General features: G+C 71.1%; 17 protein-coding genes. 4 read left to right on the plus strand and 13 right to left on the minus strand.

Annotation, left to right across the window (positions count from 1 at the left end; all coding sequences use genetic code 11):
• Positions 1 to 10: 10 nt before the first annotated feature.
• The 3 genes from ACFZB3_RS46895 to ACFZB3_RS46905 all read right to left on the minus strand — a co-directional run bounded on the left by ACFZB3_RS46895 (position 11) and on the right by ACFZB3_RS46905 (position 1,580).
• Positions 11 to 250, minus strand: a complete 240-nt coding sequence (locus ACFZB3_RS46895; RefSeq protein ID WP_003973401.1) for an RNA-binding protein — start codon at positions 248 to 250, stop codon at positions 11 to 13.
• Between the two features lie 5 nt (positions 251 to 255).
• A complete protein-coding gene (gene rpsP / locus ACFZB3_RS46900) occupies positions 256 to 675 on the minus strand; it encodes a 30S ribosomal protein S16 (RefSeq protein ID WP_123973851.1) in 420 nt (139 codons plus the stop codon).
• Between the two features lie 308 nt (positions 676 to 983).
• Positions 984 to 1,580 (minus strand): hypothetical protein, encoded by a 597-nt coding sequence (locus tag ACFZB3_RS46905; RefSeq protein ID WP_093498845.1) that lies wholly within the window; start codon positions 1,578 to 1,580, stop codon positions 984 to 986.
• Between the two features lie 586 nt (positions 1,581 to 2,166).
• Between ACFZB3_RS46905 and ACFZB3_RS46910 the strand changes: the two genes are divergently transcribed.
• Positions 2,167 to 3,027, plus strand: coding sequence for an SAM-dependent methyltransferase (locus tag ACFZB3_RS46910; RefSeq protein ID WP_391389406.1), 861 nt, complete (start codon positions 2,167 to 2,169; stop codon positions 3,025 to 3,027).
• A gap of 180 nt (positions 3,028 to 3,207) precedes the next feature.
• Here the strand turns inward: ACFZB3_RS46910 and ftsH are convergent, their stop codons facing one another.
• The 6 genes from ftsH to ACFZB3_RS46940 all read right to left on the minus strand — a co-directional run bounded on the left by ftsH (position 3,208) and on the right by ACFZB3_RS46940 (position 12,825).
• Complete coding sequence (gene ftsH / locus ACFZB3_RS46915; protein WP_391389408.1) at positions 3,208 to 5,151, minus strand: ATP-dependent zinc metalloprotease FtsH; 1,944 nt, start codon at positions 5,149 to 5,151, stop codon at positions 3,208 to 3,210.
• Between the two features lie 49 nt (positions 5,152 to 5,200).
• Positions 5,201 to 6,748: a signal recognition particle protein gene (gene ffh, locus ACFZB3_RS46920; protein ID WP_391389410.1), complete on the minus strand. Its 1,548-nt coding sequence runs from the start codon at positions 6,746 to 6,748 to the stop codon at positions 5,201 to 5,203.
• Positions 6,749 to 6,841: 93 nt separating this feature from the next.
• On the minus strand, positions 6,842 to 9,298 hold the full coding sequence (locus ACFZB3_RS46925; RefSeq protein ID WP_391389411.1) for a [protein-PII] uridylyltransferase: 2,457 nt from the start codon (positions 9,296 to 9,298) through the stop codon (positions 6,842 to 6,844).
• A gap of 35 nt (positions 9,299 to 9,333) precedes the next feature.
• Complete coding sequence (locus ACFZB3_RS46930; RefSeq protein WP_093498850.1) at positions 9,334 to 9,672, minus strand: P-II family nitrogen regulator; 339 nt, start codon at positions 9,670 to 9,672, stop codon at positions 9,334 to 9,336.
• Positions 9,669 to 11,009 carry an ammonium transporter gene (locus ACFZB3_RS46935; protein WP_391389413.1) on the minus strand — a complete coding sequence of 447 codons (1,341 nt, stop codon included), beginning with the start codon at positions 11,007 to 11,009 and terminating at the stop codon, positions 9,669 to 9,671. The genes ACFZB3_RS46930 and ACFZB3_RS46935 overlap by 4 nt, the downstream gene beginning before the upstream one ends.
• 331 nt (positions 11,010 to 11,340) lie before the next feature.
• Complete coding sequence (locus ACFZB3_RS46940) at positions 11,341 to 12,825, minus strand: hypothetical protein (RefSeq protein ID WP_391389415.1); 1,485 nt, start codon at positions 12,823 to 12,825, stop codon at positions 11,341 to 11,343.
• A gap of 457 nt (positions 12,826 to 13,282) precedes the next feature.
• On the opposite strand from ACFZB3_RS46940, the gene ACFZB3_RS46945 reads away from it, so the two are divergent.
• Positions 13,283 to 13,939 carry a bifunctional DNA primase/polymerase gene (locus ACFZB3_RS46945; protein ID WP_391389418.1) on the plus strand — a complete coding sequence of 219 codons (657 nt, stop codon included), beginning with the start codon at positions 13,283 to 13,285 and terminating at the stop codon, positions 13,937 to 13,939.
• Positions 13,940 to 14,042: 103 nt separating this feature from the next.
• Here the strand turns inward: ACFZB3_RS46945 and ftsY are convergent, their stop codons facing one another.
• On the minus strand, positions 14,043 to 15,245 hold the full coding sequence (gene ftsY, locus ACFZB3_RS46950; RefSeq protein ID WP_391389420.1) for a signal recognition particle-docking protein FtsY: 1,203 nt from the start codon (positions 15,243 to 15,245) through the stop codon (positions 14,043 to 14,045).
• Positions 15,246 to 15,373: 128 nt separating this feature from the next.
• Between ftsY and ACFZB3_RS46955 the strand changes: the two genes are divergently transcribed.
• Both ACFZB3_RS46955 and ACFZB3_RS46960 read left to right on the plus strand, forming a co-directional pair.
• A complete protein-coding gene (locus ACFZB3_RS46955; protein ID WP_391389422.1) occupies positions 15,374 to 16,846 on the plus strand; it encodes a cytosine permease in 1,473 nt (490 codons plus the stop codon).
• A gap of 61 nt (positions 16,847 to 16,907) precedes the next feature.
• Positions 16,908 to 17,879: an LLM class flavin-dependent oxidoreductase gene (locus tag ACFZB3_RS46960; RefSeq protein WP_391389423.1), complete on the plus strand. Its 972-nt coding sequence runs from the start codon at positions 16,908 to 16,910 to the stop codon at positions 17,877 to 17,879.
• Positions 17,880 to 18,149: 270 nt separating this feature from the next.
• Here the strand turns inward: ACFZB3_RS46960 and ACFZB3_RS46965 are convergent, their stop codons facing one another.
• The 3 genes from ACFZB3_RS46965 to ACFZB3_RS46975 all read right to left on the minus strand — a co-directional run bounded on the left by ACFZB3_RS46965 (position 18,150) and on the right by ACFZB3_RS46975 (position 24,123).
• Complete coding sequence (locus ACFZB3_RS46965; protein WP_391389425.1) at positions 18,150 to 19,568, minus strand: sugar porter family MFS transporter; 1,419 nt, start codon at positions 19,566 to 19,568, stop codon at positions 18,150 to 18,152.
• Between the two features lie 298 nt (positions 19,569 to 19,866).
• Entirely contained in the window at positions 19,867 to 23,655 is a 3,789-nt protein-coding gene (locus ACFZB3_RS46970; RefSeq protein WP_391389426.1) for an AAA family ATPase, read from the minus strand.
• Between the two features lie 264 nt (positions 23,656 to 23,919).
• A complete protein-coding gene (locus tag ACFZB3_RS46975; RefSeq protein ID WP_361289655.1) occupies positions 23,920 to 24,123 on the minus strand; it encodes a hypothetical protein in 204 nt (67 codons plus the stop codon).
• Positions 24,124 to 24,287: the final 164 nt, after the last annotated feature.

The following is a 24,287-nucleotide window of genomic DNA, read 5'->3' on the forward strand; positions in this document are numbered from 1 at the left end:
TGCGAAAGCGTCAGCGGACGTGGTCCACGTCGACGAGGTCGACGCGGACTCCGCGACCGCCGATGGCGCCCACGACGGTGCGCAGAGCACGCGCGGTGCGGCCGTTGCGGCCGATCACCTTGCCGAGGTCGTCGGGGTGCACCCGGACCTCCAGCACGCGCCCGCGGCGCAGGTTGCGCGAGGCGACCTGCACATCGTCAGGGTTGTCGACGATGCCCTTCACGAGGTGCTCAAGCGCCTCTTCGAGCATGCTGCTCAGGCCTCGGTCGACTCGGACTCAGCCGCGGCCTCGTCCTTCTTCTCAGCCTTCTTCTTCTGGGTGATCGCCTCACCCTTGCCCTCGTCGTCACCGCCGAGCGCCTCGAACGACGGACGCGTGGCCTTCGGAGCGGCCACGAGCAGCGGCGCCGGGGCGGGCTCGCCCTTGAACTTCTGCCAGTCGCCGGTCTTCTTCAGGATGGCGAGCACGGGCTCGGTCGGCTGGGCGCCGACACCGAGCCAGTAGGCGGCGCGCTCGGCGTCCACCTCGATGACCGACGGGTTGTAGGTCGGGTGGTACTTGCCGATCTCCTCGATCGCACGGCCGTCACGGCGGGTGCGGGAGTCGGCGACGACGATGCGGTAGTGAGGCGAACGGATCTTGCCCAGACGCTTCAGCTTGATCTTGACTGCCACGGGAGTGGGTTCTCCTGGTTTTGACGTGGTTGGGCACGGCGAGGCTGCCGCGTGGGGTTGCGGTACCCGAGTGCCCGATGGACGCGTCAGCCGGAGGAGAGAGGGGTCCTGTGCGGCTGTCGAGTACAGCTAGCCATTGTGCCATACCCTGCGGGCCGCTTTCGGCCGGCGGTCGGGCCGGGGTGCGGGGGCATGCCGGAGAGGCACCCGGCGTGGAGGTGAGGTCACGTCGGGTGCGCTGACCGGCGCCGTCGGGGCCGGGGGTGTGGCGACGAGCAATGGCCACGGCTGCCACGAGCAGCCGCGGCCTATGCCGCTCCGACGACCTCCGGGATGCGGAACGGCTTGCCGCAGCCGCCGCAGACGATGGGAGCCTGCGCCAGGACCGACGGAACCACCCGGACGTTGCGACCGCAGTCGCATACCGCCTTGACCCGGACGCCACCCCCGGAGGAGCCGTGGCGGGCGGCCGGGCCGCGGAAGGTGCGGGAGGTGTCGGCGGACGTGGCCACCGTGTGCGCCTTGAGAGCGCGCTGCAGTCTCTCGATGGTCGGGCGGTAGCGTCGCTTCGCCTCGGGGTTGAGCGTGACCAGCGAGAAGCCGCTGCTGGGATGCGGCTCGTCGGGATGGTCCAGGCCCAGCTCCTCGGCGATCGCGAGGAATCGGCGGTTGTGGTAGCGGCCGGCCCGGGAGGTGTCGCGGACTCCACGGGAGGCGGCGATGCCGTGGACTGCCTCATGGAGCAGTCGTTCGAAGGAGAGCTCGTGACCGCACGCGGACGACGACTCCCCGATCAGGGACTCTGGCGCGGCAAGGTCCGGCAGCTCGGGGTGGTACCGCTGAATGTCGGCCCACGCCTCTGCCAGCTCTGCGGCGAGTACAGGTGGTGTCTGTGTCGTGCTCACGTAATGAGAACGAGCGGGAGGGCCCCTGTGTTCCTATTCCGGGGCATCCCAAATAATTTGCACGTACCCGTCAGTTGCCGCTGATGCGTGGAGACGAACACGGGTGCGCTGATCTGCGGAGAAGCCTCACAGCTCATACCAAGCCGGTGCGTAGTCTGACGTACGACCCGCCGCGTATGCCCGGCCCCGCCGCCTGGACGACGGAGGTCGGCGGTTGCGCAAGAGGCGTTTCGGTCGCTCTCGTGGCCGGGGCCTCACCCCCGTCAGCGTCCGCGGCGGCCCCGGCGTTACCCGCGGCCCGTCGTCATCCGGCACCGGCCCGTCTCCGGCGACCGGACTCCGTGCGGTCGCCGTGGCGGCCGACCATGGCCAGAACCGCCGTGTCGTGGGTCCGATGGTAGAGCCCCAAGTTGCCGGGATGTGAAATCTCGCCACAGTCACAGCCCCCGTACAAGCAGGGACCCGCGACCTCTGGACGCCATCGCGAGCCCGGAGTTATGTGGCATAGGTGGGAAGTGCGAGCGCACGGCACGGGGGCCACGGAATCGGTCAGTGCGTAACTCTCGGCGGATTGGGGCGCTTACCTATGACACCTACGCTCGTGCGGCACCACCTGTCTCACGCGGACTCACCACCCCGTGTGAACCTGGGCGCACGCGCGCGTGACTGGTCCGAGATCCAGGAGCGGATGCTGGTGCCGCTCTACGAGACCGTCCACGAGCGACTCGAAGTGAGCGCGGCCACCCGGCTGCTCGGCCTGCGCTGCGGTTCCGGTCTCGCCCTGCTGATGGCGGCGACCAGAGGGGCCGCGGTCACCGGAGTCGACTCCTCCCCCGAACGGCTCGCCCTCGCCCGTGAGCGCCTGCTGCCCGACCCGGCCCCGGGTGCACGCACGCGTGGCCGTGCCGCCCGGATCGTGGAGGGCACGCCCCGGGACGCGGCGGACCCGCAGGCGCCGGCATACAACCTGATCACCGCCTTCGACCCGATCGGCTGCCTGGCCGGTGACGCCGGACGCCTCGGTGCCCTGCTGGCCGAGGCGACTCCCCTGGCGGAGCGCGGGGCGGCCGTGGTGCTGACCGGCTGGGGTCCGCCGGAGCGCTGCGCGACCTCGTCCGTGCTGCGGGTCGCGGCGAGATTGGCCGATCCTTTGCGGGGCCCGGGAGGTTGGCGCCCGGCGCGCCGGGACGATCTGGAGGAGGTCGCCCAGCGGGCCGGCCTGCGGATCGACGGGTCGGGGCGGGTCTCCTGCCCGTTCGGGTACGCCGACGTGGACAGCGCGGTGCGGGGGCTGTTGTCGACCGGGCTGTTCGACGCGGGGATCTTGGCGGCCGACGAGGAGCAGGTCGGGAAGGAACTCGGCGAGGCGCTTCATCCGCATCTGCGTGCGGACGGCACGGTGTGGATGCCGAATGTGTTCCGGTATCTGATCGCGCGGGTGCGCTGACGCTTCGCGGGTCCGCCGTCTTCGTCTGCGGCGCCGTTGGGGCTGGTCGCGCAGTTCCCCGCGCCCCTTTGGGGCGCTCGAAGCCGGGGCGCTCGAAGCCGGGGCGCTCAGATTCGGGACGGCGGATTCGGGGCGGCGGGTTCGGGGCGCTCGGGTTCGGGGCGGTCGGGTTCGGGGCGGTCAGGCCTCGTCCAGGTCCTTGGTCAGGCGGGTGATGCCCGCGATGCGGTACGCGTCCGCCTCCTCCAGGGTCTCGTTCTCCAGGAGGGCCTCGGCCAGTGCGTCCAGCCGGCCCCGGTGGTCGCGGAGTTTGCGGCGGGCCTCCTCGTAGCACTCGTCGACGATGCGGCGCATCTCAGTGTCGATCGCGTCGAGGGTCTGGGGTGCCGCGGCGAGGCCGTAGGCCTGCTGGGCGTCGTTGGGGAGGGCGGAGAGCCTGCCGACCTCCTCGCTCATGCCCCAGCGGGACACCATGCCGCGGGCGATGTTGGTGACCTGTTCGAGGTCGCTCTCCGAGCCGGTGGTGATCACGCCGTAGACGACCTGCTCGGCCGCCATGCCGCCGAGGGCGCCGATGATCCGGCCGCGCAGGTACTCCTCGGTGTACGCGTACTTGTCGGCGTCCGGCGTGGAGAGCGTGACGCCGAGGGCGCGGCCGCGCGGCACGATGGTGATCTTGCGGACCGGGTCGGCGCCGGGCTGGAGCATGCCGAGCAGGGCGTGCCCGCTCTCGTGGTAGGCGGTGCGCCTGCGCTCCTCCTCGGGCATGACGAGGGGCCGCTCGGCACCGAGCTGGACCTTCTCCAGGGCTTCCGAGAGGTCGGACTGGGTGACCTTGTCCTGCTTGCGCTTGACGGCGAGGAGGGCGGCCTCGTTGGCGAGGTTGGCCAGTTCGGCGCCGGTCATGCCCGGGGTGGTGCGGGCGACCTGGGCGAGGTCGACGCCCTCGGCGAGCGGGATCTGACGGGTGTGGATCTGGAGGATCGCCTCGCGGCCGGTGCGGTCGGGGGGCGAGACCTGGACGACCCGGTCGAAGCGGCCGGGGCGGGTGAGCGCGGGGTCCAGGATGTCGGCGCGGTTGGTGGCCGCGATGACGATGACGCCCTCGGAGCCGGAGAAGCCGTCCATCTCGGTGAGGATCTGGTTGAGGGTCTGCTCGCGCTCGTCGTGACCGCCCATGGAGGCTCCGCCGCCGCGGGCCCGGCCGATGGTGTCGATCTCGTCGATGAAGATGATGGAGGGGGCGACCTTGCGGGCCTCCGCGAACAGTTCGCGCACCCGGGAGGCGCCGACGCCCACGATCATCTCGATGAACTCGGAGGCGGAGGCCGAGAAGAACGGCACCCCCGCCTCGCCGGCGACGGCCCGCGCGAGCAGCGTCTTGCCGGTGCCGGGCGGGCCCGCGAGGAGCACACCGCGGGGCATCTTGGCGCCCATCCTGCGGTAGGCGTCGGGGTTCTTCAGGAAGTCGACGACGTCGTTGAGCTCGCCCTCGACCTCGTCGATGCCGGCCACGTCCTCGAAGGTGGTCCGCTGCTGTCCGGGCTCCAGTTCGACCGGCTTGGGCGGCGCCTTGCGGCCCAGCATGCCGCCCGCGCCGCCGAGGCCGGCGCTCATCCGGCGGGCGATGAAGACCCACACGGCGACGAGGATGATGATGGGCGCGAGTGAGATCAGCAGGTTGGCGAGAAAGCTGCGGTGCTGGACGACCGGCTCGGCGGTGACCGTCACGTTGTGCTTGGTCAGGCTGGTCCAGAGGTCGTCCCCGGCGAAGGAGGGCCGCTCGGTGTTGAACTTGGTGTAGTTCCCACTGGCCTCGGGGTTCTTCTGCTCCTTCTTGAGCTGGCCCTGGATCGAGTCGCCCTTGGCGTAGATCTTCGCGACGTTGCCGTCGTTCACCTGCTTGCTGAACTCGGTGTACGAGATCGTCGGCTCGTTCGCCTGGTCGAAGTACGACAGGACCAGGTTGGCCAGCAGGTACACGACCAGCGCCGTGACGATCAGCCGCCACCAACCGCCGTGCATCCTCCGACCGCCGTTCGGCGGCTTGGGCGGCTCCTCGGGAGCGCCCTCGGTACGCCAGGGCTGGTCGGGTGACTTGCGCGGCGGCGCGGGGTTGGTCATATGCGGACCGTACGGCACGGACCAACCCCTGGCACCCGCACAGGTGAACTCAGCCCATGAACTTCTTGAACTCGTCCGGCAGCTCGAAGTCCTGGGCGCCCTGCTGCGGGAGTCCGAAGGCGCCGCCCTGCGCGGCGGCCTCGCGGCGCTGGGCCTCCTCCAGCTCCTGCTGCTTGCGCTTCATCGGGTTGCCGGAGCGCTGCTTGCCCTTGGCCTGCTTCGGCTGCTTCTTGGTACGGCCGGGGCCGCCGCCCATGCCCGGGATGCCCGGCATACCGGGCATACCGCCGCCCTGTGCCATGCGGGACATCATCTTGCGGGCCTCGAAGAACCGCTCGACGAGTCCCTTGACGGCGCTGACCTCGACACCCGAACCCTTGGCGATGCGGGCGCGGCGCGAGCCGTTGATGATGTTCGGGTCCTGGCGCTCGCCCGGGGTCATCGACTTGATGATCGCGGCGGTGCGGTCGACGTCCCGCTCGTCGAGGTTGTTGATCTGGTCCTTGATCTGCCCCATGCCGGGCAGCATCCCGAGCAGCTTGCTGATGCTGCCCATCTTCCTGACCTGTTCCATCTGGGCCAGGAAGTCGTCCAGGGTGAAGTCCTGGCCCTTCTTCGACGCCAGCTTGGAGGCCATCTTCTGGGCCTCTTCCTGGCTGAACGTCTTCTCCGCCTGCTCGATCAGGGTGAGCAGGTCACCCATGTCGAGGATGCGGGAGGCCATCCGGTCCGGGTGGAACGCGTCGAAGTCGTCCAGCTTCTCGCCGTTCGACGCGAACATGATCGGCTTGCCGGTGACCTGGCGGATGGAGAGCGCGGCACCACCGCGGGCGTCGCCGTCGAGCTTGGACAGGACGACACCGTCGAAGCCGACGCCGTCGCGGAAGGCCTCGGCGGTGGTGACGGCGTCCTGGCCGATCATGGCGTCGACGACGAAGAGGATCTCGTCGGGCGAGACGGCGTCCCGGATGTCGGCCGCCTGCTGCATCAGCTCCTGGTCGATGCCGAGCCGGCCGGCGGTGTCCACGATCACGATGTCGTGGACCTTGGACTTCGCGAACTCGATGGAGTCCTTGGCGACCTTGACCGGGTCGCCGACGCCGTTGCCCGGCTCGGGCGCGTAGACGGCGGCACCGGCGCGCTCGGCGACCACGCTCAGCTGGTTGACGGCGTTGGGGCGCTGGAGGTCGGCGGCGACGAGCAGCGGGGAGTGGCCCTGCTCCTTGAGCCAGTGGGCGAGCTTGCCCGCGAGGGTGGTCTTACCGGCGCCCTGGAGACCCGCCAGCATGATCACGGTGGGCGGCTGCTTGGCGAACCGCAGCCGGCGCGTCTCGCCGCCGAGGATCGTGACCAGCTCGTCGTTGACGATCTTCAGGACCTGCTGGGCCGGGTTGAGCGCCTTGGAGACCTCGGCGCCGAGCGAGCGTTCCTTGACGTTCTTGATGAACGTGCGGACGACCGGGAGGGCCACGTCGGCTTCGAGGAGCGCGATGCGGATCTCCCGGGCCGTGGCGTCGATGTCCGCTTCGCTCAGACGCCCTTTGCCGCGCAGGTTCTTGAAGGTCGCTGAAAGGCGGTCGGAGAGAGTGTCGAACACGGCGGCGTCGGTCCTCGGAGTCGGGGGCAGTGAGCGTCTTCCAGGGTATCCGGCCGCGCAAGGAAGTGGTCCCCGCCTTGCACGGCCGTGCGATCAGCCCCTCAGAGTCTCCTCCAGCTTGCGTGCCACGGAGGCCGCCTCCTCGGCGGGCAGCGGCGCGTGGTCGGTGCCGGTCACGTAGAAGGCGTCGACGGCGTTGGAGCCGAGCGTACTGACGTGCGCGCTGCGCACCCGTACCTCGGCGTCCTCCAGCGCCCGTCCGATCCGGAACAGCAGGCCCGGTGCGTCCTGGGCCCGTACCTCGAAGACGGTGGCGTGCCGGGAGGCCGCGGAGGCCACCGTGACGCGCGGCGGCGGGGCCACCCGGCCGCGGCGCCTCGGGTAGGCCGCGTCCCGCTCCGCGAGGCGGCCTGCGATGTCCAGGGAGCCGTCCAGGGCGCGGACCAGGTCGGCGCGCAGCCGGGCCGCCTGCGGCAGGGAGCCGTACTCGGCCGCGACCCGCCAGTCGAGCAGCAGCACCGTGCCGTCGTCGACGTCGCTCGGGAGCTGCAGGGCGCGCAGCTCGGCGGTGCGGACCGTCAGGCGGTGCACGGCCAGCACGCCGGAGACGGCCGGGAGCACGCCCGGCTGGTCGGGGACGGCGATGAGCAGCTCGACGCCGAGCGGTTCGGGGTCGCCGGCGGGCTCCTCGTCGGTGGCGGACGGCTCGGTCTGGGCGCGCAGGGCGAGGACCGGGGCGCCGGTGCGGAAGGCCTCGATGGCCAGCCGCTCCTGCTCGGCGGTGGGCGCGCCCGGCTCGGGCTCGTCGTCGGCGTCCCCGGCGAGGACCGCCGAGACCCGCTTCACGAGGTCGGTGACGAGCGAGCCGCGCCAGGAGGACCAGGCGGCCGGGCCGGTGGCCAGCGCGTCCGCCTCGGTGAGGGCGTGCAGCAGTTCCAGGGTGCCCTGGGTGCCGACCGCGTCGGCGACCAGGCGGACCGTGGCCGGGTCGTCCAGGTCGCGCCGGGTGGCGGTCTCGATGAGCAGCAGGTGGTGCCGGACGAGCGTGGACAGGACCGCCACGTCGGCGCGGTCGAAGCCGATCCGGGCGGCCACGTCCTTGACGATGATCTCGCCGGCCACCGAGTGGTCGCCGGGCCAGCCCTTGCCGATGTCGTGCAGCAGGGCGGCGACCAGGAGCAGGTCGGGCCGGTGGACGCGGCGGGTGAACTCGGAGGCGCGGACGGCGGTCTCGATGAGGTGCCGGTCGACGGTCCAGACGTGCACGGCGTTGCGCTGGGGGCGGCACCTGACCCGCTCCCAGTCGGGCAGGAGCCGGGTGATCAGGCCCTCGGCCTCCAGTGCCTCCCAGACCTCGACGGTGGGGCGGCCGGAGCCGAGCAGGGTGACCAGCTGCTCGCGGGCCTCGGCCGGCCAGGGCGTGGGCAGCGGGCGTGCGGTGGCGGCCATGCGCCGTACGGCGTGCAGGGAGAGCGGGAGGCCGGCCTGGGCGGCGGCGGCCGCGGCGCGCAGCGGGAGCACGGGGTCGCGTTCGGGGCGGGCGGCGCGGGCGAGCACCACCTCGCCGTCCTGCTCCACCACGCCCTCGGCGAGCGGGGAGCGCTCGGGGACGGGCTTGCCACCGCCCAGCATGGCGCGCAGCCGCGGCCGGACGGCGCGCGAGCGCAGTACGCGCCCCACCTCGCGCCAGGTGACGTCACTGGCGTACGAGATGACGCGCGCGGACTCGTAGACCTGGCGCAGCAGGGTGTCGGCGTCGAGGAGGTCGAGTTCGGCGGCGACCTGGTCCTGCTCCTGGAGCGCCAGGCGGTCGGTGGCGCGGCCCGTGGTGAGGTGCAGGGCGTCGCGGACGTCGAGGAGGCGCCTGCGGGCGTCGGCGAGGCCCTCGCGCGGGGCGTCGGCCAGCCAGGAGGCGGCGACGGCGCGCAGCGCGGTGGCGTCGCGGAGGCCGCCGCGGGCCTCCTTCAGGTCGGGTTCCAGGAGGTACTGGAGTTCGCCCTGGCGTTCGGCGCGCTCGGCGCAGAGTTCCTGGAGCTCGGGGAGACGTTTCGGCGCCTGGTTGCGCCAGTCGGCGAGGATCGCGGTGCGCAGTCCGGAGGTCAGGCCCAGGTCGCCGGCGATGTGCCGGGCGTCGAGGAGACCGAGCTGGACCTTGAGGTCCTCGCCGGCGGTCTTGCGGGCCTCGGCGGGGGTGCGCACCGAGTGGTCGAGGGCCAGGCCCAGGTCCCAGACGGGGTACCAGAGCCGGTCGGCGACGGCGGCCACCGCGCCGGAGTCGGCGCCGTCGTGCAGCAGCAGGAGGTCGAGGTCGCTGCGCGGGGAGAGTTCGGCGCGGCCGTAGCCGCCGACGGCGACCAGGGAGACGCCGCCCCTGATGCCCTCGGTGGCCGCAGCGAACAGCCCGGTCAGCCATTCGTCGGTCAGCTCGGCGAGGCCGGTACGGCGCGGCGGCCCGGACCGCGCCCCCTCGGTGAGGAGGCGCAGCCGGGCCGCCGCGTAGCCGCTGGGTCCCGTGTTCTCTGCGTCGTTCCGAACTTCCGTACCCGTCACCCAGCGACTCCTGCCTGTATTCAGATGGTTCTGTTCTACAGTGCGTCCGGTCCGCGCTCGCCGGTGCGGACCCGTACGGCGGTCTCGACCGGGAGCGACCAGACCTTGCCGTCACCGATCTTGCCGGTGCGGGCGGCCTTGACGATGACGTCGATCAGCTGCTCGGCGTCCTCGTCCTCGGCCAGCACCTCGATGCGGATCTTGGGCACCAGGTCGACCGTGTACTCAGCACCACGGTAGACCTCGGTGTGGCCGCGCTGCCGACCGTAGCCGCTGGCCTCGGTGACCGTGAGGCCGTGGACGCCGAAGGCCTGGAGGGCCTCCTTGATCTCGTCGAGCCGGTGGGGCTTCACGACGGCGGTGATGAGCTTCATGCGTCCACCTTCTTGCTCGTCCCGGCCATAGCCGCGGCGGAGACGGAGCCGATGACACCGCCGCCCGTGCCGCTGAAGTCGTATGCAGTCTCGGCGTGCTCGGCCTGGTCGATGCCGGAGACCTCTTCGTCCTCGGTGACCCGCATGCCGAGGGTCTTGTCGAGGAGGAAGGCGAGGACCGCGGAGGCGACCAGGGAGTAGCCGAGGACCGCACCGACACCGGCGAACTGCTTCCACAGCTGGGTGAAGGAGTGGTCGCCGTAGAAGACGCCGGTCGCGGTGGACTGGCCCTTGCCGGTGGCGAAGAAGCCGATGAGCAGGGAGCCGATGATGCCGCCGACCATGTGGACGCCGACCACGTCGAGCGAGTCGTCGTAACCGAACTTGAACTTCAGGCCGACGGCCGCGGCGCAGGCGACACCGGCGATGGCGCCGACGGCGATCGCGCCGAGCGGGGAGACCGCACCACCGGACGGGGTGATGGCGACCAGACCGGCGACCGCGCCGGAGGCGGCGCCCAGGGTGGTGAACGCGCCGTGCCGGATCTTCTCGTAGGCGAGCCAGGCCAGCATGGCGGCGGCGGTGGCGACCTGCGTGTTGACGAACATCAGCGCGCCGACGCCGTCGTCGTTGCCGAGCCACGAGCCGGCGTTGAAGCCGAACCAGCCGAACCACAGCAGACCGGCGCCGAGCATGACCAGCGGGAGGCTGTGCGGGCGCATCGGGTCCTTCTTGAAGCCGACGCGCTTGCCGATCACCAGGATGACGCCGAGGGCGCCGGCACCGGCGTTGATGTGGACCGCGGTACCACCGGCGAAGTCGATCACGCCGAGCTTGAAGGCCCAGCCGTCGGCGCCCCAGACCCAGTGGGCGACCGGGACGTAGACGATCGTGAGCCACAGGGCGACGAAGAGCGCCCAGGCCGAGAACTTGACGCGGTCGGCGATGGCACCGCTTATCAGGGCCGGTGTGATGACCGCGAACATCATCTGGAAGACCATGAAGACGAAGATCGGGATCGTGTAGCCGTCCCACAGCTCCGTCAGGCCGACGTTGCTCATGCCCAGCCAGTCGGAGTTGAATCCGATGAAGCCGTTGCTGGAGCCGAAGGCCAGGGAGAAGCCGTAGAGCACCCACAGGATGGTGACGATCCCGATGCTGACGAAGCTCATCATCAGCATGTTCAGGGTGCTCTTGACGCGGACCATGCCTCCGTAGAAGAAGGCGAGTCCCGGCGTCATGAGCAGCACCAGGGCGGAGCAGATGAGCATGAAGCCTGTGTTCGCGGAGGACAGCTTGGGTGCCTCCGCGGCAAGCGTGATGGCGGCTGGTGCCATCGGCGTCTCCTCGTCGGTTGTACGGCCCCGTGCGGGTCGGAGCGTGAGCGGTCCGGTCAAGCGGGGGGTGGGCCGGTTATGCGCCATGAGATTGGCGCAGCGCGGTTTCGGTCGTTGCCCCTCGTTGTTTCGCCGGAGTGACGAAGGCGCCTGGTGTGTTACGGGTAGATGAATTGCGAGATGTCCTGCTGCGGGATCGTTATCGTGGCGCAACCTTCTCCCGGAGGAAGAGAACCGGCCGCGGTCGGCCTTCCGATGACCTGGCGTGGGGGAGCCGAGTCGGGCAGTTCGGGAGGGCCGGCCGCGGCCGGGGTCTGGGAAGTGCCGGGATTCAGACCGCCTCGGCGGTCTCCGGGAGGTCGACGGCGAGCTGTTCGGTGAGGTCGACGACCGCCGCGAGCTCGCCGTGGTCGCGCACGGCCGAGTCGACCGTCTTTCGAATACGAGTATTCACGCGCTCGGAGCGCACCTTCTTGGCGATGCCCATGGCCTCGGAGGCCAGAACCGTGCTCTGCTCGGGCTCGCCGCGCAGCAGGTGCACGGTGGCCATGCCGATGAGGTTGAGCGCGTACGACCGCTGGTGCTCGGCGTCCTTGGCGAACAGCTCCACGGCCTTCTGCATCAGCGGCTCCGCCAGCGAGGCGTAGGTGGGGCTGCGGCCGGCGACATAGGCGAGGTCCCGGAAGGAGTGGCTGTTCTCGCCGTAGAGCTCGGCCTCGGAGAAGAAGCGGATCCAGTCGGGGTCCGGCTCGTCCCACTCGTCGGCCTCGGCGAAGGTGTCCTCGGCCATCCGGACCGCCCGCTTGCACTTGCCGGGCTGGCCCATGTTGGCGTAGGCGCGGGCCTCCATCGCATACAGCATCGACTGGGTGCGCGGGCTCGCGCAGTCCCGGCTGCCGTACTGGGCGAGGTGGATCAGCTCCAGGGCGTCGTCGGGCCGGCCGAGGTGGATCATCTGGCGGCTCATGCTGGAGAGGACGTACGAGCCGAGCGGCTTGTCACCGGCCTCCTTGGCCGCGTGCAGGGCGAGCACGAAGTACTTCTGGGCGGTGGGCTGGAGACCGACGTCGTACGACATCCAGCCGGCCAGCTCGGCGAGTTCGGCCGCGACCTTGAAGAGCTTGCGGGCGGTGGACTCGGGCTGGGGTTCCTGGAGGAGGTCGGTGACCTCGTGCAGCTGGCCGACGACCGCCTTGCGGCGCAGGCCGCCGCCGCACTGGGCGTCCCACTGGCGGAACATCTCCGTGGTGGACTCCAGGAGCGCCAGCTCGGGCTTGGAGATGCGGCCCGGGCGGCGGGGATCGGCGGCCGGCTCGGGATCCTGCTGCGATCCGGTGGGCGAGGGCACCAGCCAGCGCTGCATGGGCTCGATGAGGGACGGGCCCGCCGACAGCACCAGCGAGGTTCCGAGGAAGCCGCGCCGCGCCAGCATCAGGTCGCTGCGCGAGAACTCGCTGAGCAGGGCCACCGTCTGCGGGCCCGTCCATGGCAGGTCGACGCCGGTCGCGGAGGGTGACTGGCGGGCGGCCCGCAGACCGAGGTCCTCCACCGAGACGACACAGCCGAACCGCTCGGAGAACAGCTCGGAGAGGATCCGGGGGATCGGCTCGCGCGGGTTCTCCCCGTCGAGCCAGCGGCGCACCCTGGACGTGTCCGTGGAGATGTGGTTGGCGCCCAACTGGCGTGCTCTGCGGTTCACCTGCCGCGCCAGCTCGCCCTTCGACCAGCCGCTGCGCACGAACCACGAGTTGAGCAGCTCGTTGGGGCGCTTGTCGGTACTGGTCGCGGTCGCCCCGCTTCCGCCGTTGCCGCCCACTGGAACGCCCCCATCCCTGAGACCACTTGATGCCGGATGCGCCAAGCCCTATCAGAATGCCGGTAAATACGGCTGCCCGTCCGGTAGTTCTCACCCTTCGAACGGGATGCCGAGTTGCCTCCGGCATACCCACGAGTGCAAGTGCCCCCAGGCCTCGTGCACTCAAAGTAATCCTACGATCACTGCTCCAGCCACGGCGATCCCGGAAACGCCACCATTCGCCACCCCTTCGAATGAACTCACGATGCCCTTGGCGCGATTCACTTGACATAGGACGGCCAGGAGTAGGCGGAGCGGAGCACTCAGGGGCGCACACCCTCGGATGCACCACCCGGGGAGCTTCAGGGCGCTGCCGTGACCTTGCGAGCCAGAGGGAAGGCGGAGCCGTAGCGTCACGTTCCGTTTCCGTCTCGTTCCGTGTCGTAACCACCGACGCGGCGGACCCGTTGGAGGGGGTATGGGCTTCACGATCGGCGGCATTCGCGAGATCCGCTCCGGTACGCGCCGGCGCGGTCGTTCATCGGACTGCACCGCCGTCGCCGAGTTCACCGGACTGTGGGGCTGGGACGTGGTGCCGGGCGCCCGGGCCGCGGCCGGGGCGTGCTCCTGCGGGCACGCCGACTGTCCCGCGCCGGGAGCGCATCCGCTGGACTTCGCACCCCAGCTGTCCGCGGGCGCCACGCTCGACGAGGTCACCAAGGCCTGGGGCGAGTTCCCCGGCGCGGCGGTGATGCTGCCGGTCGGCCGCGCGTTCGACGTGATCGAGGTCGCCGAACCGGCGGGGCGCCGCGCCCTGGTCCGCCTGGAGCGCATGGGCCTCCCGCTCGGCCCGGTCACCGCCACCCCGGACGGCCGCGCCCACTTCCTCGTCGCCCCCGGCGCCACCGCCGAACTCCCCGCACTGCTCTACCGCATGGGCTGGGACGACCCGACCTCCCTGGACCTGCGCGGCCTGGGCACGGGCACGTACATCACCGCCCCGCCGTCCGACCGGGGCGGCCTGGGCCCGGTGCGCTGGCTGCGCCCGCCGGCCCTGGACTCGGCGACCAGGCCACCGGCGGCGAGGCTGCTGCTGGGGACGCTGGCCTACGTGGCGCACCGGTCGCGGGCGTAGCCGCGGCGGGCGGCCGGTACGCCGAAGCGCCCGACCCCGAGTGCAGCTCGGGGATCGGGCGCTTCTTCGCGATCTCGGGGCGGGTGAATCCACCACCCTCGGGTCAGTCACCGATAAGGGCATCCACGAACGCCTCCGGCTCGAACGGCGCCAGGTCGTCCGCGCCCTCGCCCAGGCCGATGAGCTTGACGGGCACGTTCAGCTCGCGCTGGACCGCGATCACGATGCCGCCCTTGGCGGTGCCGTCCAGCTTGGTGAGGACGATGCCGGTGATGTCGACGACCTCGGCGAAGACCCGGGCCTGGACCAGGCCGTTCTGGCCGGTGGTGGCGTCGAGGACGAGCAGCACCTCGTCCAGCGGGGCGTGCTTCTCCACGACCCGCTTGACCTTGCCCAGCTCGTCCATGAGGCCGGTCTTGGTGTGCAGCCGCCCGGCGGTGTCGATGAGCACCACGTCGACGCCCATCTCCTTGCCCTCCTTCACCGCGTCGAAGGCGACGGAGGCGGGGTCGCCGGCCTCGGGGCCGCGCACGGTGTGGGCGCCCACCCGCTCGCCCCAGGTCTGGAGCTGGTCGGCGGCGGCGGCCCGGAAGGTGTCGGCCGCGCCGAGCACGACCGTACGGCCGTCGGCGACGAGGACGCGGGCGAGCTTGCCGGTGGTGGTGGTCTTGCCGGTGCCGTTGACGCCGACGACCATCACGATGCCCGGCCTGCGGTCCTCGGGCTCGGTCTTCACCGCGCGGTCGACGTCGGTGCCGACCAGCTTGAGCAGCTCCTCGCGCAGCAGGCCGCGCAGCTCGTCGGGGGTGCGGGTGCCGAGCACCTTGACGCGCTCGCGCAGCCGGTCGACCAGCTCGGTGGTGGGCTGCACGCCGACGTCGGCGGTGAGCAGGATGTCCTCGATCTCCTCCCAGGTCTCGTCGTCGAGGTGCTCGCGCGAGAGCAGCGTGAGCAGCCCCTTGCCGAGGGCGGTCTGCGATCGGGAGAGCCGGGCGCGCAGCCGGACCAGCCGGCCGGCGGCGGGCTCGGGGATCTCGATCCGGGGCGCTTCGACCGCGGGGGGCTCTTCGACGGCGACGGAAGCCGAGCCGTCGGGGAGGTCGACCTCCTCTATCGTCCGGCGCGGTTCGTCGCGCGGCGTCTCGGCCTCGTCGCCGACGTGCGGCTCGGCCGGGGGCGCGGTGATGTCGGGCGCGGCGGGGGGCGGCGGGGGCAGCGACTTCTTGCGCCGGCTGCCGATGACGAGCCCGCCGAGCGCACCGAGCACGACCACGGCGATGACTACAGCAAGGATGACGGTTTCCATAACGCGTCCAGTATCCATCCCTCCCCCGCGGCCGACTTTGCTCCCTCGCGCGGGAGTTTCTGGATGATCCTCCGAATCCGGATGACCGTTTTGAGGGCATTAGTGCCGCTAACGTACGATGAATACCTATGAGCACCACCGCCCACCACGATGGCGCGCTCGGACATCTCGAAGAGTCGCTGGAGCAGCACGGCCTCGAAACCCGGGGCATCGAGCCGGTCCCGGAACCGGAGCGCACCGGCACGCCCCGCGGTCTGCTCCCCACCTGGATCGCCGCCAACATCACCGTCCTGCTGGTGACCGTGGGCGCGAGCCTGGCGGTGTGGTTCGGGCTGAACTTCTGGCAGTCCCTGGCGGTCGGCACCGCGGCACCGATCGTGTCGTACGGACTGGTCGGGCTCATCGGCATCGCGGGCAAGCGCGGCGGCGCACCGGGCATGGCGCTCTCCCGGGCGGTCTTCGGCCAGCGCGGCAACCTGCTCCCCGGCGCGCTGATCTGGGTCGCGCGCTGGGGCTGGGAGACGATCAACGCGGTGACCGGCGCCTACGCGCTGCTGGCCGTCCTCGACATCCTGTTCGGGATCAGGAGCAGCACCGTCCTGATCGTCGTCACGCTCCTGCTGTTCGTGATCGCCACGTTCGCGATCTCGGGCATGGGCATCAAGGCGGTGCGGTACTGCAACCGGTGGGCGACCTGGCTGTTCGGTGCCTTCTCGCTGCTGGTCCTCGGCCGCCTGGTCGTGGTGACGGACTGGTCCAGGGTGTTCGGGCAGCCCGCCGGGTCCGCGGCCGCGATGGTGACCGGGGCCGGGCTGATCGCGGCGGGCGGGATGAGCTGGGCGCCGGCCGCGCCGGACTTCACGCGGTACCTGCCGGGTACCGCGTCCTCGGCGGCGATCGTACGCAACACGGTCGGCGGCGCCGGGATCGTCGTACTCCCGCTGGTCCTGATGGGCGCGGTGACGGCGTCCGGCACCCCGGGCCTCGCCGGGGCGGCCGACCCGGTGTCCTTCCTCGGCGAGATCCTGCCGCTCTGGCTGGCGGTCCCCTACCTCCTCATCGCCCTGGTCGGCATGGTGCTGATCAACGCGATGTCGATGTACTCGGCGGGTTTCACCGCGCAGACGCTCGGCTTCCGGATCCCCCGGCACTGGGCGGTCTCCGTCAACGCGGTCATCTCGCTGGCCCTCGGGGCCGTCCTGATGCTGGCGGCCACCTCCTTCATGGCCTCCTTCATCGCCTTCCTCTCGCTGCTGGCGGTGGCGTTCTCGGCGTGGGTGGGGGTGTTCGGGACCGACATGCTCCGCCGCCGGGAGTACGACGCCACGGCCCTCCTCGACACCTCGCGCACCAGCGCCTACTGGTACCGGGCGGGCTTCTCCCCCGCCGCCGTCGCGGCCTGGGCGCTCGGCCTGACGGCCGGGCTGCTCTTCACCACGTGCGACTGGTTCACCGGACCGCTCGCCACGAACAACCCCGTCGGCCGGTACGGCCTCGGCTGGATCGCGACGATCGTCGTCTCGGGCCTGCTGTACGCGGTGCTGCCGAAGCCGGCGGTGGTACCGGCGTCGGCCGGTGAGCCCGCACCCCTGGCTGTCTGACGCACCGTCAGCTACTGTCCCCGCACACCTGCCCGGCCAGCCAAGGTGAAGGGGAACTCCCATGCCCGTCTCGGTCGTCCGCTTCAACCTCGTCGAGCCCGGCGCCTCCCCGGCCTCCCTGGGCGCCCGGTACCGAGCGGCCCTCGACATGGCCGCGTACGCCGACGAGCACGGGGTCACCACCGTGCAGACCGAGGAGCACCACGGCGTCGACAACAACTGGCTGCCGTCTCCGTTCGCCTTCGCGGGCGCGGTGTTCGGGGCGACCCGGACCATCGCGGTGACCGTGTCGGCGGTGATCGGCCCGCTGCACGACCCGCTGCGGCTCGCGGAGGACATCGCGGTCCTCGACCTGCTCAGCGGGGGCCGCCTGGTGACGGTGGCCGGGATCGGCTACCGGCCCGAGGAGTACGCCCAGTTCGACGTCGACTGGAAGCGGCGCGGGCGGCTCCAGGACGAGCTGCTGGAGACGCTGCTGAAGGCCTGGACCGGGGAGGAGTTCGAGTACCGGGGCCGTACGGTACGGGTCACCCCGCGCCCCCTCACCGACCCGCACCCCCTGCTCCTGGTCGGCGGCTCCTCCAGGGCCGCCGCCCGCCGCGCCGCCCGCCTCGGCCTGCCGTTCTTCCCGAGCGCGCACCTGCCGGAACTGGAGGCGTACTACAAGGAGCGGCTCACCGAGTACGGCACGGAGGGCTGGACGATGATGCCCACGGCCGAGACACCGCTGCTGCACATCGCCGAGGACCCGGACCGGGCGTGGGCGGAGTACGGCGAGCACTTCCTGCACGAGGCCCGGACGTACGCGTCCTGGCAGTCCGGGGACATCCACTCCGCGGTGCGGTCCGCCGCGACCACGGTCGCCGAGCTGCGCGAGGAGGGCGTCTACCGCATCCTCACCCCGGAACAGTGCGTGAGGGCGGGACTGGACAACCTCGTCCTGCACCCGCTCGCGGGCGGGATGCCGGTGGCGGAGGGGTGGCGAAGCCTGCGCCTGTTCGCGGAAACCGTGCTCCCGGCACTGCCGGCGTAGACAGCCGAGGCACACCGACGGCCGACTGCGGCCGAACAGGCACCGCCGGACAGCGCCGTCGCGGCTGAGCGCCGTTGCGGCGGGGAGGGGTGGGGCGGCGAGGCTCTGGGCCGGAAGTGCTGCGGCGGATCAAAGGACGGGGACTGCGCGCGGCGCGTGGACGGACCGCCGCCCCGCCCGGGCAGTGACCGGGCGGGGCGGCGGAGGGTACGAGGAGAGGGGCAGCGGGGACTTGGCCCTTCTCCCCGAGTTCGGGGGCTTCCGGTGGGGTCAGCCCATCTCTTCCAGGGACTTGCCCTTCGTCTCCTTGACGAACTTGAGGACGAACGGGACGGAGAGGGCCGCGAAGACCGTGTAGATCACGTAGGTGCCGGAGAGGTTCCAGTCGGCCAGCGACGGGAAGCTCGCGGTGATGGCCCAGTTGGCGATCCACTGCGCGGCGGCGGCCACGCCCAGTGCGGCGGCGCGGATCCTGTTCGGGAACATCTCGCCGAGCATGACCCAGACGACCACACCCCAGGACAGGGCGAAGAAGAGGACGAAGACGTGGGCGGCGATCAGTGCGGTCCAGCCCTGCGCGGACGGGAGCTTGCCGTCGACCAGGTGGTAGGAGAAGGCCCAGGCCTCCAGCGCCAGGCCGACGACCATGCCGACCGAGCCGATGAGGGCCAGCGGCTTGCGGCCGATGCGGTCCACGAAGATCATCGCGATCACGGTGCCGATGATGTTGATGATCGACGTCGTGAAGGAGTAGAAGAACGAGTCCGTCGGGTCGACACCGACCGACTGCCACAGCGTCGAGGAGTAGTAGAACGCGACGTTGATGCCGACGAACTGCTGGAAGACGGAGAGGCCGATACCGACCCAGACGATCGGCCTGAAGAAGAAGGAGCCGCCGAGCAGGTCCTTGAACGTGGACTTGTGCTCGCTCTTCATCGCGTGCTCGATCTCGGCGACCCTGGCGTCCAGGTCGGCGTTCTTGCCCTCGACCTCTTCGAGGATCGCGCGGGCGCGGTCACGCTTGCCGACGGAGAGCAGGAAGCGCGGGGACTCCGGGATCGCGAGGGAGAGCAGGCCGTACAGGACGGCCGGGACCACCATCACGCCGAGCATGACCTGCCAGGCCTCCAGGCCCATCAGCTTGCCGCGCTGGTCGCCGCCGGCGGCGTTCAGCAGACCCCAGTTGACCAGCTGCGAGATGGCGATGCCGACGACGATCGCGGCCTGCTGGAAGGAGCCGAGGCGGCCGCGGTAGGCGGGCGGGGCGACCTCGGCGATGTAGGCGGGGCCGATGACGGAGGCCATGCCGATGGCGAAGCCGCCGATGACCCGCCAGAAGGCGAAGTCCCACAGGGCGAAGGGCAGCGCCGAACCGACGGCGCTGATGGTGAACAGCACGGCCGCGATCTGCATGCACCGGATACGGCCGATGCGGTCGGCTATCCGGCCGGCGGTCGCGGCGCCGATGGCGCAGCCGATCAGGGCGATGGCGATGACCTGGGCGAGAGCCGCGGACCCGATGTCGTAACGGCTCCGGATGGCCTCGACGGCACCGTTGATGACGGAGCTGTCGTAGCCGAAGAGGAAACCACCCATCGCGGCGGCCGCCGCGATGAAGATGACATGCCCGAGGTGATCGGGGTGAGCCGTCCCGGCTCCTGACTGGGGTGCCTGCGCAGTGCTGGTCACAGAAAACTCCTCGGGCCACCGGCAACGCTGCCGGGGGTGGGGGGATGAGCCCTCCCAGGTCTAAGTGGCGCACATCCGCACCCCGCTCACACCTGAAGGTAAAAGCAACGTTGCAGAGACTATGCCTTCAAGTTTCGAAGTCAATAGGCGGTGTGGTGTGAAGTTGCAGATACCACGCAACGAAAGTGCGTTCACTTCTTGAAGAAGAGGCGAAGGAGACGCGTCCCATAGGGGCGCGGGGAACTGCGCGACCAGCCACAACGGCGCCGCACCCGAAGAAGTCGGCCAGGACCCAGCGTCAGCGCAGCCGCTGGCTGATGACCTTCGACACACCGTCGCCCTGCATGGAGACGCCGTAGAGCGCGTCGGCGACCTCCATCGTGCGCTTCTGGTGCGTGATCACGATGAGCTGGGACGACTCCTGGAGCTCCTGCATGATGCGGATCAGCCGCTGCAGGTTGGTGTCGTCCAGGGCCGCCTCGACCTCGTCCATGACGTAGAACGGGCTGGGACGGGCCTTGAAGATCGACACCAGCATCGCGACGGCGGTCAGCGAGCGTTCACCGCCGGACAGCAGGGAGAGCCGCTTGACCTTCTTGCCCGGCGGGCGGGCCTCGACGTCCACGCCCGTGGTGAGCATGTTGTCGGGGTCGGTGAGGATCAGCCGGCCCTCGCCGCCCGGGAAGAGGCGGCTGAAGACGCCCTCGAACTCCCTCGCGGTGTCCCGGTAGGCCTCCGTGAAGACCTGCTCGACGCGCTCGTCGACCTCCTTCACGACCTGGAGCAGGTCGGCTCGGGTCTTCTTCAGATCCTCCAGCTGCTCGCTGAGGAACTTGTGCCGCTCCTCAAGGGCCGCGAACTCCTCCAGGGCCAGCGGGTTGACCTTGCCGAGCTGCTGGTAGGCCCGCTCGGCCGCCTTGAGCCGGCGCTCCTGCTCGGCCCGGTGGAAGGACTTCGGCTGGTTGCGCGGGTGCTCGGGGTCGTCCGGCAGCACCTCGCCCTCGGCTGGGGGCGAGGGCGGCACGAGCTGGTGCGGGCCGTACTCCTCGACGAGCCCCGCCGGTTCGACGCCCAGCTCCTCCAGCGCCTTGGCCTCCAGCTGCTCGATGCGCATCCGCTTCTCGGCGCCGAGCACCTCGCCCCGGTGCACCGAGTCCGTGAGCTTGTCGAGTTCGGCCTTGAGGTCGCGGCCGGTGCTGCGGGCGGCGGTCAGCTCCTGCTCGCGGCGGGCCTTCGCGGCCTCGGCAGCGGCACGTTCCTGCTCCGCCCGGCCGACCGAGACCTCGACGTGCGCGAGCAGCTGCCGTGCACCGGCGGCGACGGCCTCCGCGACCGCCGCCTCGTGGCGCAGCCGGGCCCGGCGCTGTTCCGCACGCGCGCGTGCCTCACGTTCCGCGCGGGCGGCGCGGTCGAGGGAGTCGGCACGGCCGGCGAGACCCTTGACGCGCTCCTCGTGGGTACGGACCTGGAGGCGGGCCTCCATCTCGGTCTGGCGGGCGTTGGCGCCGTCGGCGGCGAGGCGGTCCCGCACCGAGGTGTCGGGCTCCTCCTCGACGGGCATCTCCTCGGCCACGGCGAGCCGCTCGGCGAGGATCTCGACCTCTTCGAGTGCCTTGTCGAGGGAGTCCTGGGCGCGGGCGGCGGCCGCCGTGGAACGTTCCGCCTCGCCTGCCGCGCCGCGGGCCTGTCCGGCGAGGCGGCCCAGCTGCTGGGCGACGGCCGACTTCTCGCGGTCGGCGGCGCGGCGCCGGTCGCCGAGTTCCTCCACGAGGGCCGCGCACTCCTTGCGGTGCGCCTGGGCCGACTCCTGGGCGTCGGACAGCTCCTCGCAGCGGACGGCGAGTTCCTCCAGCTCGGCGGCGGCCTCGTCCACGGAGGCCTGCACTTCGAGGAGGCTGGGGGCGCCGGCGGAGCCGCCGTGCGCGAAGTGGGCGCCGAGGAGGTCGCCTTCGGCGGTCACGGCGGTGAGGTGGGGGTGGCGGTAGACGAGGTCCTCGGCGGCTTCGAGGGTGTCGACGACGACGATGCCCTGCAGGAGGCGGCGTACGGCGGGCATCAGGTCGCTCGGGCCGCGCACCAGGTCCGCGGCGAAGTTCCCTGACGGGGGGGCCGTGGGGGGTCGTCGGTCGGGTGCGGCGCCGTCGTGGCTGGTCGCGCCGTTCCCCGCGCCCCCATGGGGTGCTGCCTCGGTCGCTGCGTATTCGGCCGCGGGTTCGTCGTGGCTGGTCGCGCCGTTCCCTGCGTCCCCATGGGGTGCTGCCCCGGTAGTTGCATATTCGGCCGCGGGTGCGTCGTGGCTGGTCGCGCCGTTCCCCGCGCCCCTTTGGGGCGCTCCGGACAAGGGCGCTCCGGACAGAGGTGTCTCAGGGGCTCCCGCCAGCAGCAGGGCTGCCCTGCCGCCGTCCTGTTTGCGCAGGAGGCGGATCGCGTCGGCCGCCGAGGACGGGGTCGTCACCGCGATCGCGTCCGCCGCCGTGCCGAAGGCTGCTGCCAGGGCGACCTCGTGGCCCGGGGTCACGGTGAGGAGTTCCGCCGCCGGGCCCAGGACTCCGGTGAGGCGGTCGCGGGCGCCGAGCAGTATGCCGGTGCCGTCCTTGCGGCGCAGGCCCAGTGCCAGCGCCTCGTGCCGGGCCTGGGTCGCGGCGCGGCTGCGTTCCGCCGCCGTGACCGCCTCGCGGGCCGCGGTCAGGGCGGCGTCCGCCCCGGCGAGCCGGTGCTTGGCCTCGTCGTGCTGTGCGGCCAGTTCCTCGTCGCCGGCGTCGAGGCCGTCGACCTCGGCCTTCAGCGCCTCGTACTCCTCCTGCGCCGAGACCGCCCGCTCCTGGGCCTCGTCGCGGGCGGCGGCCAGCCGGTCGATCTCGGCCTGGGCGGACGCGGCGCGGGAACGGGCGGCGCCCACCTGGCCGTTCAGCCGGGCCAGGCTCTCGCGGCGGTCGGCGATGGAGCGGGCCACGTCCTTCAGGCGCCGCTCTTCGAGGGCGAGCTCGCGCTCCAGCTCGGCACGGTGGGCGACGGTGTCGTCCAGGGCGTGCTGGGCCGCCTCCAGGGAGGCTTCGAGTTCGGCCTCCTGCTCACGGATGCGGTGCGCCTCGCGCTCCATGTCCTCGGGGTCGCGGCCGCGCCGTTCCTCGGGGGGCGTGGAGGTGGCGCTCTTCACCCGGGCGTCGGCCAGCGAGACGGTGCCGCGGACGCGTTCGGCGAGCTGGGACAGCTCGTACCAGGTCTGCTGGGCCCGCTGCAGGCGCGGGGTGAGCTGCCGTACCTCGTCCTCCAGGAGCGCCTCCCGCTGGAGGGCCTTCTTCAGCTCCTGCTCGGCGGCTTCCTTGCGTTCCTTGAGGGCGGCCTCGTCGGCGACCTCGGTCCGCAGTGCCTGGCGCAGTCGTACGAGGTCGTCGGCGAGCAGGCGCAGGCGGGCGTCGCGGAGGTCCGCCTGGATGACGGCGGCCCGGCGGGCGACGGCGGCCTGGCGGCCGAGGGGCTTGAGCTGGCGGCGGAGTTCGTCGGTCAGGTCCTGCACGCGCGCGAGGTTGGCCTGCATCGCGTCCAGCTTGCGGAGGGCCTTCTCCTTGCGCTTGCGGTGTTTCAGGACGCCCGCGGCCTCTTCGATGAAGGCGCGGCGGCCCATCGGGTCGGCGTGCAGGACGGAGTCGAGCTGGCCCTGGCCGACGATGACGTGCATCTCGCGGCCGATGCCGGAGTCGGAGAGGAGTTCCTGGATGTCCAGCAGGCGGCAGGTGTCGCCGTTGATCTGGTACTCGCTGCCGCCGTTGCGGAACATGATCCGCGTGATGGTGACCTCGGCGTACTCGATGGGCAGCGCGCCGTCGGAGTTGTCGATGGTCAGGGACACCTCGGCGCGGCCCAGCGGGGGGCGGCCGGTGGTGCCGGCGAAGATGACGTCCTCCATCTTGCCGCCGCGCAGCGACTTGGCGCTGTGCTCGCCCATGACCCAGGTGAGCGCGTCCACCACATTGGACTTGCCCGAGCCGTTCGGACCGACGACGCACGTGATCCCCGGCTCGAACCGGAGCGTGGTCGCCGAGGCGAACGACTTGAACCCACGGAGGGTCAGGGCCTTGAGGTGCACGCCGTGGGACTCTACCCGGCGCCGCTACCGCACTCCACGACCCCTCGCAACCTCGCGGTTTCGCGCATGAACATGCAGGGCACACCAGACGTTAAAGAAGGTGAAAGGATGCGCGGGGCTGGAAGGGCCGGGCTCGGGGGCAGGTCGGGGGTATGGCAGGCAAGAAAGAAGGGACGCCGGAGCGTCCCTTGCAAATCTTGACAACTTAAGCGGTTGAAAGGGCTGCCCAACCGCCGCATGTGCTGTTGTGGAGCGATGCAGCGATCAGGTGAGCGCAGGCTCCGCCTGGTGTGCGTCGATGCTCTCCATGATCCTGTCGGGAGAAGCGGCAGCCGTCAGCGCGTCGTTCTCGGCCTGAATCCGTACGAGCTCGGATTCGAGGTCCTGGACACGCTGCTGGAGCCGTCGCATCTCGGCGAGGAGTCGCGGGTCGGAGCCGCCGACGTAACCGAGAAGCGCCTTTGCCATGATGGATGGTCCTCCACACTGAGTGACCGACCGAAGCGGTGTGGGTCGTGAGGGATCGCACCCGCGGTGCTTGACACATCCGAGTGTTGCTCGACTGTTGCGCCATGCCAAACAGCTAAGGTGCGCGGGGCTTTCAGCGTCTCACCAAAAAGTTTGACGGTCAA

It is taken from the genome of Streptomyces sp. NPDC008092 (genome assembly GCF_042957285.1).
Taxonomy (GTDB): Bacteria; Actinomycetota; Actinomycetes; order Streptomycetales; family Streptomycetaceae; genus Streptomyces.